9 protein-coding genes and 5 tRNA genes are annotated in these 13,388 nt (G+C 70.1%); 9 read left to right on the top strand and 5 right to left on the bottom strand.

Annotation, left to right across the window (positions count from 1 at the left end):
* The 5 genes from OG861_RS09610 to OG861_RS09590 form a co-directional block, all read right to left on the bottom strand.
* A complete protein-coding gene (locus OG861_RS09610; protein ID WP_329198606.1) occupies positions 1 to 3,207 on the bottom strand; it encodes a sensor histidine kinase in 3,207 nt (1,068 codons plus the stop codon).
* 294 nt (positions 3,208 to 3,501) lie between these two features.
* On the bottom strand, positions 3,502 to 4,086 hold the full coding sequence (locus OG861_RS09605; protein WP_136214586.1) for a GTP-binding protein: 585 nt from the start codon (positions 4,084 to 4,086) through the stop codon (positions 3,502 to 3,504).
* Positions 4,067 to 4,459, bottom strand: coding sequence for a DUF742 domain-containing protein (locus tag OG861_RS09600; RefSeq protein WP_136214587.1), 393 nt, complete (start codon positions 4,457 to 4,459; stop codon positions 4,067 to 4,069). The genes OG861_RS09605 and OG861_RS09600 overlap by 20 nt, the downstream gene beginning before the upstream one ends.
* A gap of 152 nt (positions 4,460 to 4,611) precedes the next feature.
* A complete protein-coding gene (locus tag OG861_RS09595) occupies positions 4,612 to 5,025 on the bottom strand; it encodes a roadblock/LC7 domain-containing protein (RefSeq protein WP_306432442.1) in 414 nt (137 codons plus the stop codon).
* Between the two features lie 9 nt (positions 5,026 to 5,034).
* Positions 5,035 to 8,757: a nitrate- and nitrite sensing domain-containing protein gene (locus tag OG861_RS09590; RefSeq protein WP_443056620.1), complete on the bottom strand. Its 3,723-nt coding sequence runs from the start codon at positions 8,755 to 8,757 to the stop codon at positions 5,035 to 5,037.
* Between the two features lie 568 nt (positions 8,758 to 9,325).
* Here OG861_RS09590 and OG861_RS09585 point away from each other — a divergent pair.
* From OG861_RS09585 to OG861_RS09545, 9 genes are all read left to right on the top strand, one after another.
* Entirely contained in the window at positions 9,326 to 9,520 is a 195-nt protein-coding gene (locus tag OG861_RS09585) for a hypothetical protein (protein ID WP_329198611.1), read from the top strand.
* 109 nt (positions 9,521 to 9,629) lie between these two features.
* On the top strand, positions 9,630 to 10,418 hold the full coding sequence (locus tag OG861_RS09580) for a fumarylacetoacetate hydrolase family protein (RefSeq protein WP_329198613.1): 789 nt from the start codon (positions 9,630 to 9,632) through the stop codon (positions 10,416 to 10,418).
* Positions 10,411 to 11,886: a glutamate--tRNA ligase gene (gltX, locus tag OG861_RS09575; protein ID WP_329198615.1), complete on the top strand. Its 1,476-nt coding sequence runs from the start codon at positions 10,411 to 10,413 to the stop codon at positions 11,884 to 11,886. The genes OG861_RS09580 and gltX overlap by 8 nt, the downstream gene beginning before the upstream one ends.
* 126 nt (positions 11,887 to 12,012) lie before the next feature.
* Positions 12,013 to 12,741 carry an HAD family hydrolase gene (locus OG861_RS09570; RefSeq protein ID WP_329198617.1) on the top strand — a complete coding sequence of 243 codons (729 nt, stop codon included), beginning with the start codon at positions 12,013 to 12,015 and terminating at the stop codon, positions 12,739 to 12,741.
* Positions 12,742 to 12,826: 85 nt separating this feature from the next.
* Positions 12,827 to 12,898 (top strand) — tRNA-Gln (locus OG861_RS09565).
* Between the two features lie 27 nt (positions 12,899 to 12,925).
* A tRNA-Glu gene (locus OG861_RS09560) sits at positions 12,926 to 12,998 on the top strand.
* A gap of 64 nt (positions 12,999 to 13,062) precedes the next feature.
* Positions 13,063 to 13,135: transfer RNA gene (locus OG861_RS09555), tRNA-Glu, on the top strand.
* 27 nt (positions 13,136 to 13,162) lie between these two features.
* Positions 13,163 to 13,234 (top strand) — tRNA-Gln (locus OG861_RS09550).
* Positions 13,235 to 13,261: 27 nt separating this feature from the next.
* A tRNA-Glu gene (locus OG861_RS09545) sits at positions 13,262 to 13,334 on the top strand.
* The last annotated feature ends 54 nt before the right edge of the window (positions 13,335 to 13,388 follow it).

The following is a 13,388-nucleotide window of genomic DNA, read 5'->3' as shown; positions in this document are numbered from 1 at the left end:
CTAACGCTCCTGGTCATAGCTGTTACTTGACTGCTCGGAACCCGCGCTGCGTCCCTGCTGGACACCCCGCCGCAGGTTGCTCAACCTGCCGCGGACGTCCTCCGGGGCGCGGGAGACCTGGGGGCCGCCCTGCGGGGTCGTCTCCGCAGCACCCTCGACCAGGTTGGCCTTGGGCACCCGCCGAGGGAGACCGGACGGGGTGACCCCGCCCGCCTTCGGCTCACGGAGCTTGGCGGCCTGCTGCCAGCGCTCGTCGTTGTTCGAACGCCATGCCGCGCTGCCTGCCGTCTCCTCCGGCTCCAGCTCCGCGCCGGCCGGTTGCTGCTGACGCTGCGGCCGCTGCTCGAAGAGGGATCCGGTGGACTCCGCTTTCTGCTGTCCCGACTGCCACTGCTGGCTGCCGCGGCGCGGCAGGCCCGCCCCGGTCATGTGGTGGCCGGTGTCGGCAGCGGCACCCGGACGATCGAAGCCTACGCGGTCCGGAGCCGCTTCGGGAGCGGCCTGGGATTCCGATTCGGTCCCGTAATCCTGCTGGTAGGCGCCCGAGTAGGTGTTCTGTTCGGGCCACTGGGCCTGCTGGGACTGAGATCCGTAACCGTCGTCGTAGGACTGTCCGCCCTGGTCCTGGTCCTGGTATTCCGCTTCCGGATACGCATAACCCTGCTGCGGGTAGCCCTCGTAGGACTGCTCGGCGGCCGGCTCTTCGTACGAGGACTCGTAGCCCTGCTCGGACTGCTGCTCGTAGCCCTGGTACTCCTGGTACCCGTGCTCGGGCTGCGGTTCCGGATACTCCTGCGAGGCGGGCCCGGACTGCTGGTCCTGGTCCTGCTCCTGCGGGTAGCCCACCTGGGCCGCCAGCGCGGCCCGGCGCTCCTGCTGGGTCAGGGACCGCCCGACCGGGTCGAGCGAGCGCTCCTCGCCGCCCTGCGCGCCGTCGCCCTGGGCGTCGTAGCGCGAGTCGTCGAAGCCGAGTTCGGCGGCCGTGCGCAGCGGCGGGGCCAGCTGGGCCTGCTGCTCGGGGATGATCGAGGAGACCGTGAAGTCGTCCTCCGGTATGCCCTCGCCACCGCCACCGTGGGTGATGGCGTCCGGCAGCATGACCAGCGAGGTCGTGCCGGCCGCTTCGCCGGAGGGACGCAGCTGGACGCGGATGCCGTGGCGGTCCGCCAGCCGGCCGACCACGAACAGGCCCATGCGCTGCGAGATCGCGGCGTCCACGGTCGGCGGGTTGGCCAGCTTGTGGTTGATGTCCGCGAAGTCCTCGGCGGTGAGGCCGATGCCCTTGTCGTGGATCTCCACCATGACGCGGCCGTCGGGCAGACGCGTGGCGTTGACGCGGACCTTGGTCTGGGGGGAGGAGAACGTGGTCGCGTTCTCCAGCAGCTCGGCGAGCAGGTGCACGAGGTCGGTCACGGCCTGGCCGTGGATCTCCGCCTCGGAGACGCCCGAGAGCTCGATGCGCTCGTACTGCTCCACCTCGGAGGAGGCGGCGCGCAGCACGTCGACGAGGGGCACCGGCTGGTCCCAGCGGCGGCCGGGCTCCTCACCCGCGAGGATGAGGAGGTTCTCGCCGTTGCGGCGCATACGGGTGGCCAGGTGGTCCAGCCGGAAGAGGTTCTCCAGCTGGTCCGGGTCGGCCTCGTTGTTCTCCAGGTCGGTGATGAGGGTCAGCTGGCCCTCGATCAGCGACTGGTTGCGCATGGAGAGGTTCGTGAAGATCGCGTTGACGTTCCCTCGCAGGAGCGCCTGCTCGGCGGCGAGCCGGACCGCTTCCCGGTGGACCTGGTCGAAGGCGCGGGCGACCTCGCCGATCTCGTCCTGGGAGTTGATCGGGATCGGCGTCACGCGGGTGTCGACCTTGCCGGGGTCGGTGCGCGAGAGCTGGTCGACGAGCGTCGGCAGACGCTGCTCGGCGACGTCGAAGGCGGCGCTGCGCAGGCGGCGCATGGAGCGGCTCATCTGCCGGGCCATCATGCCGGCCAGGATGAAGGCGGCGAGCAGGGCCACGACCACGGCGGCACCGGTGATGATGGCGTCGTTGCGGGCGGCGTCGGAGAGCGCGACGGAGTCCTGCACGGCCTTGCCGAGCAGTTCCTTCTCGATCTCGGCGTAGCCGTCGAACTTGGCGGTGGCGGCGGCCTGCCAGGCGGGGGCGGTGGTGCCGGCGGCGGCGAGCTTGTCCTTGCTGACGCCGCTGGCTATCGCCTCGGTCATGCCGGTGAGGGCGGAGCCGTTGACGACGGGCGGGGCCTTGAAGGGGGTACCGGCCTGCTCGGCCGCCAGCTTGGCGGCGGTCAGCTTGGCGGCGCCGTCCTTGGACTTCTCCGCCATGACCTCTTTGAGGCGGTTGGTGTCCGCGTCGGTGCCGGCGGCGACGTACTCGCCGATGGCGATCTCTTCGAGGTAGGCGTAGGAGGAGAACGCGACGAGCTGGCCCTTGCGGGTGTCCTCGTTCTCGTTGGGGCGGACCAGCAGGTGCGTACCCACCGACCGCTGGAGCGAGTTGGCGGCCTTGGCCAGCTCGACCGCGTAGACCATGCGGCCGTAGCTGGTGACGTTGCCGGTGCCCAGGCCCAGTTCGTTGGAGAACGTCATGAGGTAGTGCTGGACCAGCACGTATCCCTCTTCGGTCGGGATGGGACCCGCCGAGTTGGGCAGCGCCTTCTTCGGCGTCTCCGGCGCTATGTAGGCCGTCTTGCGGACCTGCTCCAGCTTGGGCTCTTCCTGGTGGAAGAGCGCCAGGCGGTGTTCGAGGCCCTGGTTCTTCGGAAGGTCCTTGGAGGCCTCGGCGAACTTCTCCTTGGCCGCGTCCGTGGCCGCGTACGCCTTCTGCACGACCGGGCTGTTGCGGTCGCCCTTGAGGAGCGGCTCGGCGGTGAGGTCACGTTCGTTGAGGAGGGCCTGGCCGTATTCGGCCGCCGCCTGGACGATGCGGGCGGTCTTCTCGGCGTCCTTGGCCTCGTTCCAGCTGTCGACCGAGCCCTTGACCTGGAACCCGCCCATGACCAGTCCGACGAGGACGGGCACGAGGAGGATGGCGTTCAGCTTGGTCGGCACACGCCAGTTGCGCGGGGCGAACTTGCTGCCGCTGCCCTGGGCGGTGGGTGGCTCCACGGGTACGTCAACGGGCGACGCGGCCGCTCGCGGCGGCGGGGTGAAGTTGCCCCGCGCGGGTTCGACCCCGGGGCTCGCGTTGCTTCGCCTCACTCGTCCAACAACCTCTCGGCGGTGCTACTAGCTAGTTCGTTGAATTCCAGCACGGTTGACGGCCCTGTTCCAAACAGTTGGAATCAGCCATTCCGACAACCTTATGTCACACATAAAACGGACATAGAGAGCGTCCTGCGGCAAAAACCGGGCCGGTTGTGAGCGCAGCGGTACCGCGTGAACGCACCCTGTGCCCAACTGGCGCCAATTGTCTGTCGAAACGTTATGAACGAGGAGGGCGGGCCGTGTTCTATGACACAACCCGCCCTCTCCGGAACCGACATGCGAGCGGCGCTACTTGAGCCGCGCCATCAACGCGTGCTCCACGAGCGTGATGAGCGCGCTCTTGGCGTCCGCGCGGTGGCGGGCGTCGGTGGTGATGATGGGGGCGTCCGGGCCGATCTGCAGGGCCTCGCGGACTTCCTCCGGGGTGTACGGCTGGTGCCCCTCGAAACCGTTGAGGGCCACGACGAACGGCAGCCCGCTGTTCTCGAAGTAGTCGACCGCGGGGAAGCAGTCGGCCAGGCGGCGGGTGTCGACCAGGACGATGGCGCCGATGGCGCCACGGACCAGGTCGTCCCACATGAACCAGAAGCGGTCCTGACCGGGGGTACCGAAGAGGTACAGGATCAGGTCCTGGTCCAAGGTGATGCGGCCGAAGTCCATGGCGACCGTGGTGGTCGTCTTGTCCCCGGTGTGGGTCAGGTCGTCGATGCCCGCGCTCGCGGACGTCATCACGGCCTCGGTACGCAGCGGATTGATCTCGGAGACCGCGCCGACGAACGTGGTCTTGCCGACGCCGAAGCCGCCCGCCACCACGATCTTCGCGGAGGTGGTGGAGCGAGGAGCCGCTCCGCCGTCAGATCTTGCGAAGTCCACTGAGAACCCTCTCGAGCAGCGTTACATCCGGCGTTCCGCCGGCCTCTCCATTGCCCGGCTGGTGGATGGCCACCATTCCGGCCTCGGCCAGGTCGGCGACGAGGATCCGGGCGACACCGAGCGGCATCGACAGCAGTGCGGAGACCTCCGCGACCGACTTCACCTCACGGCACAGGGTGCAGATGCGCTGGTGCTCCGGCAGCAGGCCGGACAGGTGCATCGGATCGGCCGTGGTGCTGACCAGCGCCTCTATGGCGAGCTGATAGCGGGGCCGGGTCCGGCCGCCGGTCATCGCGTACGGACGTACCAGCGGCTGGTCGCCTTCCGAGTACGAGTCTCCGTACGAGTCCGGGTAGGCGGGGGGCGGGGTCATTGATCCTCCGGGCTGGACAGCAGTGGTCAGCGTGCCGTCTCACGGGGCGGCCGGTGGGGGGGACGGTATGACGGCCTGGCGGTGGTACTTGGTTGCGGGGCGGGGGCCCCGGCCCCCCGGCCGGAAGTACCGTCCGGCCGGGAGGGTCACGGTCAGCCGAGGAGGCTGCCCTGGAGTTCCGAGCGCAGTTCCGGGGTGAGGACGCTGCCGGCCCGGTCCACGAGGAGGGCCATCTCGTAGCCCACGAGGCCGATGTCGCACTCGGGGTGCGCCAGTACGGCCAGCGAGGACCCGTCGGAGACGGACATGAGGAACAGGAATCCCCGGTCCATCTCCACCACGGTCTGGTTGACGGCGCCACCCTCGAAGATGCGGGAGGCCCCGGCGGTCAGCGAGGTCAGGCCGGAGGCCACGGCCGCCAGCTGATCGGCCCGGTCACGGGGGAAACCTTCCGACATCGCCAGAAGGAGTCCGTCGGCGGAGACCACCACCGTGTGGGACACCCCGGGGGTGTTGTCCACGAAGTTGGTGATCAACCAGTTCAGGTTCTGTGCCGCCTGGCTCATCGAACTCAACTATCGCTCCTGCTGGTAAGTGGGGTCGATCTGGTAACTGCCGGTCGCGGGGCCGGTGGTGCCGGCCTGGCGCCCCTGCTGAATACCGCGTCGGAGGTTGGTGAGGCGGCCGCGGACGTCGTCCGGGGCGCGCGAGACCTGCGGGCCGGTCTGGGACTCGGCCTGCTGCTGGGCGGTGCCGGCCACGAGGTTCGCCCGCGGCACCCGCTTGGGCAGGCCCGAGGTGGTGATACCGCCGGCGGCGGGCTGGCGCACCCGCTCGGCCTGCCGCATCAGCTCGTCGTTCGGCGAGGACCGCCAGCTGACGGTCGGCACCGCGCCGGTCGCCGTCTGGTCGGCCGCGAGTTCCTGACCGCGCTGGGGGAGCGGCTGCTGATGAGCCGGCGCGGCGGGAGCCTGCTGCTGGAACTGCTGCTGCGGCTGCTGGGGTACGGAGGGACCGCCGTCCTGGCGGGTCCAGTTCGACTCCAGCGTGTCGAAGATGGGGCTGCGGGCCTCACCGGGGCCCGTGGCCGGCGGCAGTGCCTCCGGCTGCGGACGCTGCGCCGGGGAGTAGCCGCCGCTCTGGGGAGTCTGGACCTGGCGGCCGTTGTAGCCGCCCACGCCCGGACCGCCGCCGCGGGGTGCCTGGAAGTCCCCGGGGCGCTCGAACTGCCCGGTGGCGGACGGATCCAGGGGACCGCGTACGTCGGGGCGCTCGAACTGACCGGTGGTGCTGCCCGCGGGGTTGCCGCCGGTGGCACGCGGGGCCGGGGCGTTGAAGTCCGGCCGCGGGAACTCCGCCGTCGCACCGGGGCCCGACAGCTCGTCGTGGCCCCGCGGGACCTCGTGGCCGCCCTGGCCGGCGCCCCAGCTGGTGCTCTGCGGAGCCCCGGCGGGCGCGGTACCCGCACCCGGGAGCTCCGGACGCGGGGCGCCGCCGCGCGGCGGCAGCTGCGGCCGCTTGCGCTGGACGGGAGCCTGACCCTGACCCTGACCCTGACCCTGGAACTGGCCCTGGGCGGTGGCCGGAGCGGGCTGCTGCTGCGGCCGCTCGAAGCCGTTGCCCTGCGGGAAGGCGGCGGGACCGGCACCGGGCCGCTGCTGCGGACCGCCGGGCGCACCGAGCGGACCGCCCGCCGGGCCACCGTTCGGGTTGCGGCCCGGGAGCGGGGCACCGGGGGTGAAACCGCCCGCGCCCTGTCCCGTCGGGACACCCGGACCGGCCTGCGGTCGGGCCATCGGGCCGCCCTGCTGGGGCCGGCCACCCTGACCGCCCTGCGGGCCGGGGCCCTGGCCCTGGGGCCGGCCCTTCGGACCTGCGGAACCGTCCCGCCCGGGCAGCGCGGCACGCTGTCCGGCGCCGGAGACCTGACCGCGCTGCGGACCGGCGCCCACGGGGGGACGCCCGCCCGGGCCGCCGACGGGAGCCTGGCCCGCGGAACCGGTCGGACCGCCCTGGGGAGCGCCGGAACCGGGACCGCCCTGGCCGCCCTGGCCGGGCATCGGCCCGGGCTTCTTGGCGCCCTGGGCGACGTCCACCGGCAGCATGACGAGCGCGGTGGTACCGCCCGAGTCGGAGGGGCGCAGCTGGATCCGGATGCCGTGTCGCAGGGACAGGCGGCCGACCACGAACAGGCCCATGCGGCGGGAGACGGAGACGTCCACGGTAGGCGGCGACGCGAGCCGCTCGTTGATCGCGGCGAGGTCCTCGGGGGAGAGGCCGATACCGGTGTCGTGGATCTCGACGAGCACCCGGCCGTCCGGCAGGGCGTGACCGGTGACCTTGACCTTGGTCTGCGGGGAGGAGAACGAGGTGGCGTTCTCCAGCAGCTCGGCGAGGAGGTGCACGAGGTCGTTGACGACGCGGCCGGCGACATCGGTGCCGGGCACCGACGACAGTTCGATGCGCTCGTACTGCTCCACCTCGGACGCCGCGGCGCGGAGCACGTCGACGAGCGGGACGGGGCGGGTCCACCGGCGGCCCGGCTCCTCGCCCGCGAGGACGAGGAGGTTTTCGCCGTTACGGCGCATTCGGGTCGCGAGGTGGTCGAGCTTGAAGAGCGAGGACAGCTGGTCCGGGTCGGCCTCGCGCGACTCCAGCTCGGAGATGAGCGAGAGCTGGCGCTGGATCAGACCCTGCGAGCGGCGCGAGAGGTTGGTGAACATCGCGTTGACGTTGCCACGCAGCAGTGCCTGCTCGGCGGCGAGGCGGACGGCCTCGCGGTGCACGTCGTCGAAGGCCGCGGCCACCTGGCCGATCTCGTCGCGGGTGTGCAGACCGACCGACTCCACCGTGGTGTCGACGTCCTGCGGGTCGGTCTCGGACAGCTGCTTGACGAGCTCGGGCAGGCGGTCCTGGGCGACGCGGGTCGCCGTGTCCTGGAGGCGGCGCAGCGAGCGGATCATGGAGCGGGCCATGACGAAGGCGCCGACGAGGGAGACACCGAGGACGAGGAGGATCAGGGCACCGTTGATGATGGCGTCCTGCTGGGACTCGCTCTTGAGCTCGCGGGCCTTTTGTTCCATGTCCTCGAGGAGGGTGAGCTCGATGACCTTCATCGCCGTCAGCTTGGTGCCGTCGGAGTCGTACCAGTCCATCCAGGAGCGGTACTCCTGCTCCTTGGAGAACTGACCGGGAGAGGACAGCACGCGGCGGGTGTAGTGGTCCGCCTTGCTGATCTCCGCGTTGCCGTCGCCGAGGCTCGCGAGGAGTTCCTCGGGCTTGCCCTGGTAGACGAGTTCGAAGGTCTTCTTCGCCTGGCTCTCGCCGCGCAGCGCGGACATCGCGTACAGGCGGTCGTTCTCGGACAGCGTGCCGGGGTGGTCGCCGCTCTCGGGGAGCGAGGCGGCGATCATCGCGCGCTGGATGGAGGCGTACTCCTTGGCGGAGGAGAACGCCGCCAGGGCACGCGTACGCTTGATCATCTCGGGGTTGGAGGTGGCCTGGGCCATGTCCTGCGAGAGGGAGAGCAGCGAGACGATCAGCGCGTTGTACTCGGTGACCGTCTGCTGGGCGCTGCTCTGGTACGCCTTCTTGCGGATGTCCTCGATGCCGGTGAGCTGGCGGCCGATCTGCAGGATGTTGTTGCGGATGGACTTGAGGGTCTCGTCCTTGTCCTGCGTGCTGTCGACCTTGTCGGTCGCGGCGTCGAAGGCCTTCTTGGCGACGTCCGTCTGGTCGCGGACGCCCTCGACGAGGGAGTTCGACTTGCCCGACTTGTCGACCGACAGCGGACCGGCCGACTTGTCGCGCTCTTCCTGGAGCGCGGCGGCCAGGTTGGTGGCCTGCCGGGTCATGGTCGTCAGCAGCTGCATGTGCTCCAGCTGTGCGATGTCGTTGAGCGAGTCGTTGATGCGGAAGCCACCGAGCGTGGTGGCGGCGACGACCGGCAGGGTCAGCAGCGACACCAGTCGCGTGCTGATGCGCCAGTTCTGCATGGCGAGGCGTGAGCCGGGCCCGCTGGGGGCCTTCGGTATCGCCACGTCCTGCTCGGGAGCCGGCTCGCCCTTGCCCTTGGTCCGCACCATGCCCTTGGGCTTGGCCCGGCCCTTGGCCTTCCCCTTCACGGGGCCGGCGGCATCGGGGCCCGCTCCTTCGACAGCCGGCCCTCGGTTCTGGGCGTGCTGGGGCGAGGAGCCACGGTCGGTCCCGCCGCGCGGCTCCTGCTCCGACGCAGCTTCCCCTCGGCCCTCGTGGGCCTGGGGAGAACCCTTGCCATCCCTCTTGAATCGTCCCTGCACTAGCGTCGCAACCTCTGGACCAGGCGTCCCGCCGGTGGAGCGGTGGGACGGTGTCGAGTCGTGGGGCACTGACGGCCCCATGGTGGTCGTCGGTGACCGGCGCGTCTCCCTCTCCTTGCCACCGCGCTCGGCGCTGAGTCGCGCCACCTGCGCGCCGGCTGATTCCCGCGGCGGTCCCGCGAATTCCAGCACAGTGGGGGATCTCCAACAAGGTGCGCGCGTCGCCGCGGCGAGCCCGTCACGGCTCGTGACGGGGGCGCTACGCGACGTGGATGTCCTTTCGGGCTAAACCGGACTTACACCGACCAAACATCGTGCCTGTCAAGGTGTCCCAGTCGAGATGATCAGGAGCGGAATGGAGCGTTCAGTGGCGCAATGTCCGTTTCGCGGCGCCGAATTGACTGCCCATTATGCCCGTAATGCCCGGTGACGGGTGAGGAAACTCACACAGCCGTGGCCATTACTTCCCGGTTCGGTGGGGGATTCAGATGTTTAGCCTTTCCCTTTGCAGGGTTGGCGCATCCGACAACCACCACACCGACGAGCGAGCCGAGGGCCCAGAACTCCCATGAACGCGCAGAAGACGACTCTGATGTTCCGCAACATAGCCAACCCCCGCCGCACCACCCTGGCGCACCTCCAGGACGCCGAGGAACTGCAGCCGGCCACGGCTCCGGAACACTCCGTCGAGCTCCCCGCGCAGACCGCGAACCCCCGCCGCACCGTCCTGATGGACGCGCCGGTCGCCGCCGCCGCGCAGTAGGACCCGCCCCGAAGGACGCGAAGCGCCCCCGCCCACCGCGTTAGCCTGGAGTCCGCAGACTCCGGCCTGCGCAAACACGTAGGGCAATACAGAGGGGCAGACGCAACAGGTGCGCATCGCCAGGTTCTCGATCGACGGCAACGTCGCGTTCGGCGCGGTCGAGGGCAGCACTGCCCCCGGCGCCGAAGGCGAGCTCGTCCTCGACATCATCAAGGGCATCCCGTTCGCGGACTTCGAACTCTCGGGCACCAAGGTCCCCCTGGACAAGGTCCGGCTCCTGCCGCCCGTGCTCCCGAACAAGGTCGTGGCCGTCGGCCGCAACTACGCGGAGCACGCGGCGGAGCTCGGCAACACGGTCCCCGAGACGCCCATCACCTTCTTCAAGCCCTCCACCTCGGTGGTCGGCCCGGGCGACCCCATCACGTACCCCTCCTTCTCCCAGGACCTCCACCACGAGGCCGAGCTCGCCGTGGTCATCGGCCGGATGTGCCGGGAGGTCCCCAAGGAGCGCGTCAAGGACGTGATCCTCGGCTACACCTGCGCCAACGACGTCACCGCGCGCGACGTCCAGCAGCGCGAGAAGCAGTGGGCCCGCGCCAAGGGCTTCGACAGCTCCTGCCCGCTGGGCCCCTGGATCGAGACCGACCTCGACCCGTCCGATCTGACCATCCAGTGCACCGTCAACGGCGAACAGCGCCAGCTCGGCCGCACCAGCGACATGGTCCGCTCGATCGAGGACCTGGTCGTGCACATCACCGAGGCCATGACGCTGCTCCCGGGCGACGTCATCCTCACGGGGACCCCGGCCGGAGTCGGCCCCCTCAGCGTCGGCGACGAGGTCGCCGTCACCATCGAAGGCATCGGCACTCTCACCAACAAGGTGATCAAGCGTGGCTAACGGACCCGTCCGCGTACGTTTCTGTCCCTCCCCGACCGGCAACCCCCACGTGGGCCTGGTCCGGACCGCCCTGTTCAACTGGGCGTTCGCCCGCCATCACGGCGGTACGTTCGTCTTCCGCATCGAGGACACCGACGCGGCCCGCGACTCCGAGGAGTCCTACCGCCAGCTGCTCGACTCGCTGCGCTGGCTGGGCTTCACCTGGGACGAGGGCCCCGAGGTCGGCGGCCCGCACGCCCCGTACCGCCAGTCGCAGCGAATGGACATCTACGCGGACGTCGCCCAGCGCCTGCGGGACGGCGGCTACGCCTACGACTGCTACTGCACGACGGAGGAGCTGGAGGAGCGCCGCAACGCCGCCCGCGCGGCCGGCAAGCCCTCCGGCTACGACGGCCACTGCCGTGACCTGAGCGCCGAGCAGGTGGCCGCGTACCAGGCCGAGGGCCGGCTCTCGATCGTCCGCTTCCGGATGCCCGACGAGCCGATCACCTTCACCGACCTGGTCCGCGGCGAGCTGACCTTCACCCCGGAGAACGTCCCGGACTTCGGCATCCTGCGGGCCAACGGCGCTCCGCTGTACACGCTCGTCAACCCGGTCGACGACGCGCTGATGCAGATCACGCACGTGCTGCGCGGCGAGGACCTGCTCTCCTCCACCCCGCGCCAGATCGCGCTGTACAAGGCCCTGATGGAGCTGGGCATCGCCACCGGCGTCCCGGAGTTCGGCCACCTGCCGTACGTCATGGGCGAGGGGAACAAGAAGCTCTCCAAGCGCGACCCGGAGGCCTCGCTCAACCTGTACCGCGAGCGCGGCTTCCTCCCCGAGGGCCTGCTGAACTACCTCTCGCTCCTCGGCTGGTCGTTCTCCAAGGACCAGGACATCTTCACCATCGAGGAGATGGTGGCGAAGTTCGACATCCCGGACGTGAACGCCAACCCGGCCCGCTTCGACCTGAAGAAGGCCGAGGCGATCAACGCCGACCACATCCGCCGGATGGACCCGAAGGCCTTCGCCGACGCGTGCACCCCGTGGCTGCGGGCGCCGCACGCCAACTGGGAGCCGCAGGACTTCGACGCGCAGGCGTGGGAGGCCATCGCGCCCTACGCCCAGACCCGGGTGACGGTCCTGTCGGACATCACCGCGAACGTCGACTTCCTCTTCCGCAAGGAGCCGGTCGAGGACCAGGCGTCCTGGGACAAGGCGATGAAGGGCGAGCCCGCGGCCCTGCTGACCACCGTCCGCGCCAATCTGGAGACGGCCGACTGGAGCGACCCGGAGTCGCTCAAGCAGGCCGTGCTGACCGCCGGTGAGGCCCACGGCCTCAAGCTGGGCAAGGCCCAGGCCCCGGTCCGCGTCGCGGTCACCGGCCGTACGGTCGGCCTGCCGCTCTTCGAGTCCCTCCAGATCCTGGGCAAGGACCGCTCGCTGACCCGGATCGACGCGGCCCTGGCCAAGCTCGCCGCCTGACCCGCACCACCCCCCGAAGGGGCGGCCGCCTCCGCGCAGCCGCCCCTTCGGCGTTGCCGGACGCGCACCTGACGGACTTCTGCGTCACGCCTTCGCGAGGCGGCTGCCCGGCGTAGTGTCGGCGGCATGCCGATCCGCGCGTTTTTGTGGGACGTCGACGACACCCTGTTCGACTACACCGGGGCCGACACCGCCGGTCTCGCGCGGCACCTGGCCGAGAACGGGCTGGCCGAACGCTACGGGTCCCCGGCGGCGGCCCTCGCGCTGTGGCGCGCCGCGACCGAACGCCACTGGGCCCGCTTCGCCGCCGGTGAGACGACCTTCCGGGCCCAGCGCCAGGACCGGGTACGCGACTTCCTGGGCGCCCCGGAGATGAGCGACGCCGAGGCCGACGGCTGGTTCGACCGGTACGTCGTGCACTACCAGGCGGCCTGGGCGCTCTTCCCGGACGTGCTGCCCGTACTGGACGCCCTGGCCCGCGACTACCGGCACGGAGTGCTCTCGAACTCCTCCACGGCCAACCAGGACCCCAAGCTGCGCCGGCTCGGGCTGCGCGAGCGCTTCGAAGTGCTGGTCTGCGCCGCGGAGCTCGGTGTCAGCAAGCCGGACGCCGCCGCCTTCCTCGGCGCCTGCGAGGCGCTCGGGCTCCCGCCGCAGGAGGTGGCGTACGTCGGCGACCAACCGGAGATCGACGCCCGCGGAGCCCGGGACGCCGGTCTCGTGGCCGTGTGGCTCGACCGGTACGGCGCGCCAGGACCGGCGCCCGAAGGAGTGCACCGGATCTCCGGTCTTGCCCAGCTCCCCGCACTCCTGGCCGCCGATACCCGTTTTGGAGCACGGTCAGCCATCCGGTAATGTTCTTTCTGCGCCGCCCGAGCGGGCCGGAAGGCCGGACGGAGGCGCTAACCGAATGAAAGTCCCCCCGGGGCTTGCATTTTGGTGGGCTATAGTGTAATTGGCAACACGAGGGTTTCTGGTTCCCTTATTCTAGGTTCGAGTCCTGGTAGCCCAGCGCAGTGCAGCAGTAACGCAGTGCTTTGCCCCCGTTGTGTAGCGGCCTAGCACGCCGCCCTCTCAAGGCGGTAGCGCCGGTTCGAATCCGGTCGGGGGTACAGATCCTTCCCGCAAGACCTCCACTTGGGTAGCTCCCGGACGTCTTGATGCAGGATCGCTAGGGCCCCCGTTGTGTAGCGGCCTAGCACGCCGCCCTCTCAAGGCGGTAGCGCCGGTTCGAATCCGGTCGGGGGTACTACGTCTAGCATGGTCTAGACCACTATGGGCTATAGTGTAATTGGCAACACGAGGGTTTCTGGTTCCCTTATTCTAGGTTCGAGTCCTGGTAGCCCAGCGCAGTGCAGCAGTAACGCAGTGCTTTGCCCCCGTTGTGTAGCGGCCTAGCACGCCGCCCTCTCAAGGCGGTAGCGCCGGTTCGAATCCGGTCGGGGGTACGTACGGGAGAGGCCCTCCGCGATCATCGCGGAGGGCCTCTTCGCATGTCCGGG

The sequence above is a fragment of the Streptomyces sp. NBC_00539 genome, assembly GCF_036346105.1.
Classification (GTDB): domain Bacteria; phylum Actinomycetota; class Actinomycetes; order Streptomycetales; family Streptomycetaceae; genus Streptomyces.
Note: the sequence above shows the minus strand (reverse complement) of the source record. Positions and strands in the feature narration are given on the sequence as shown.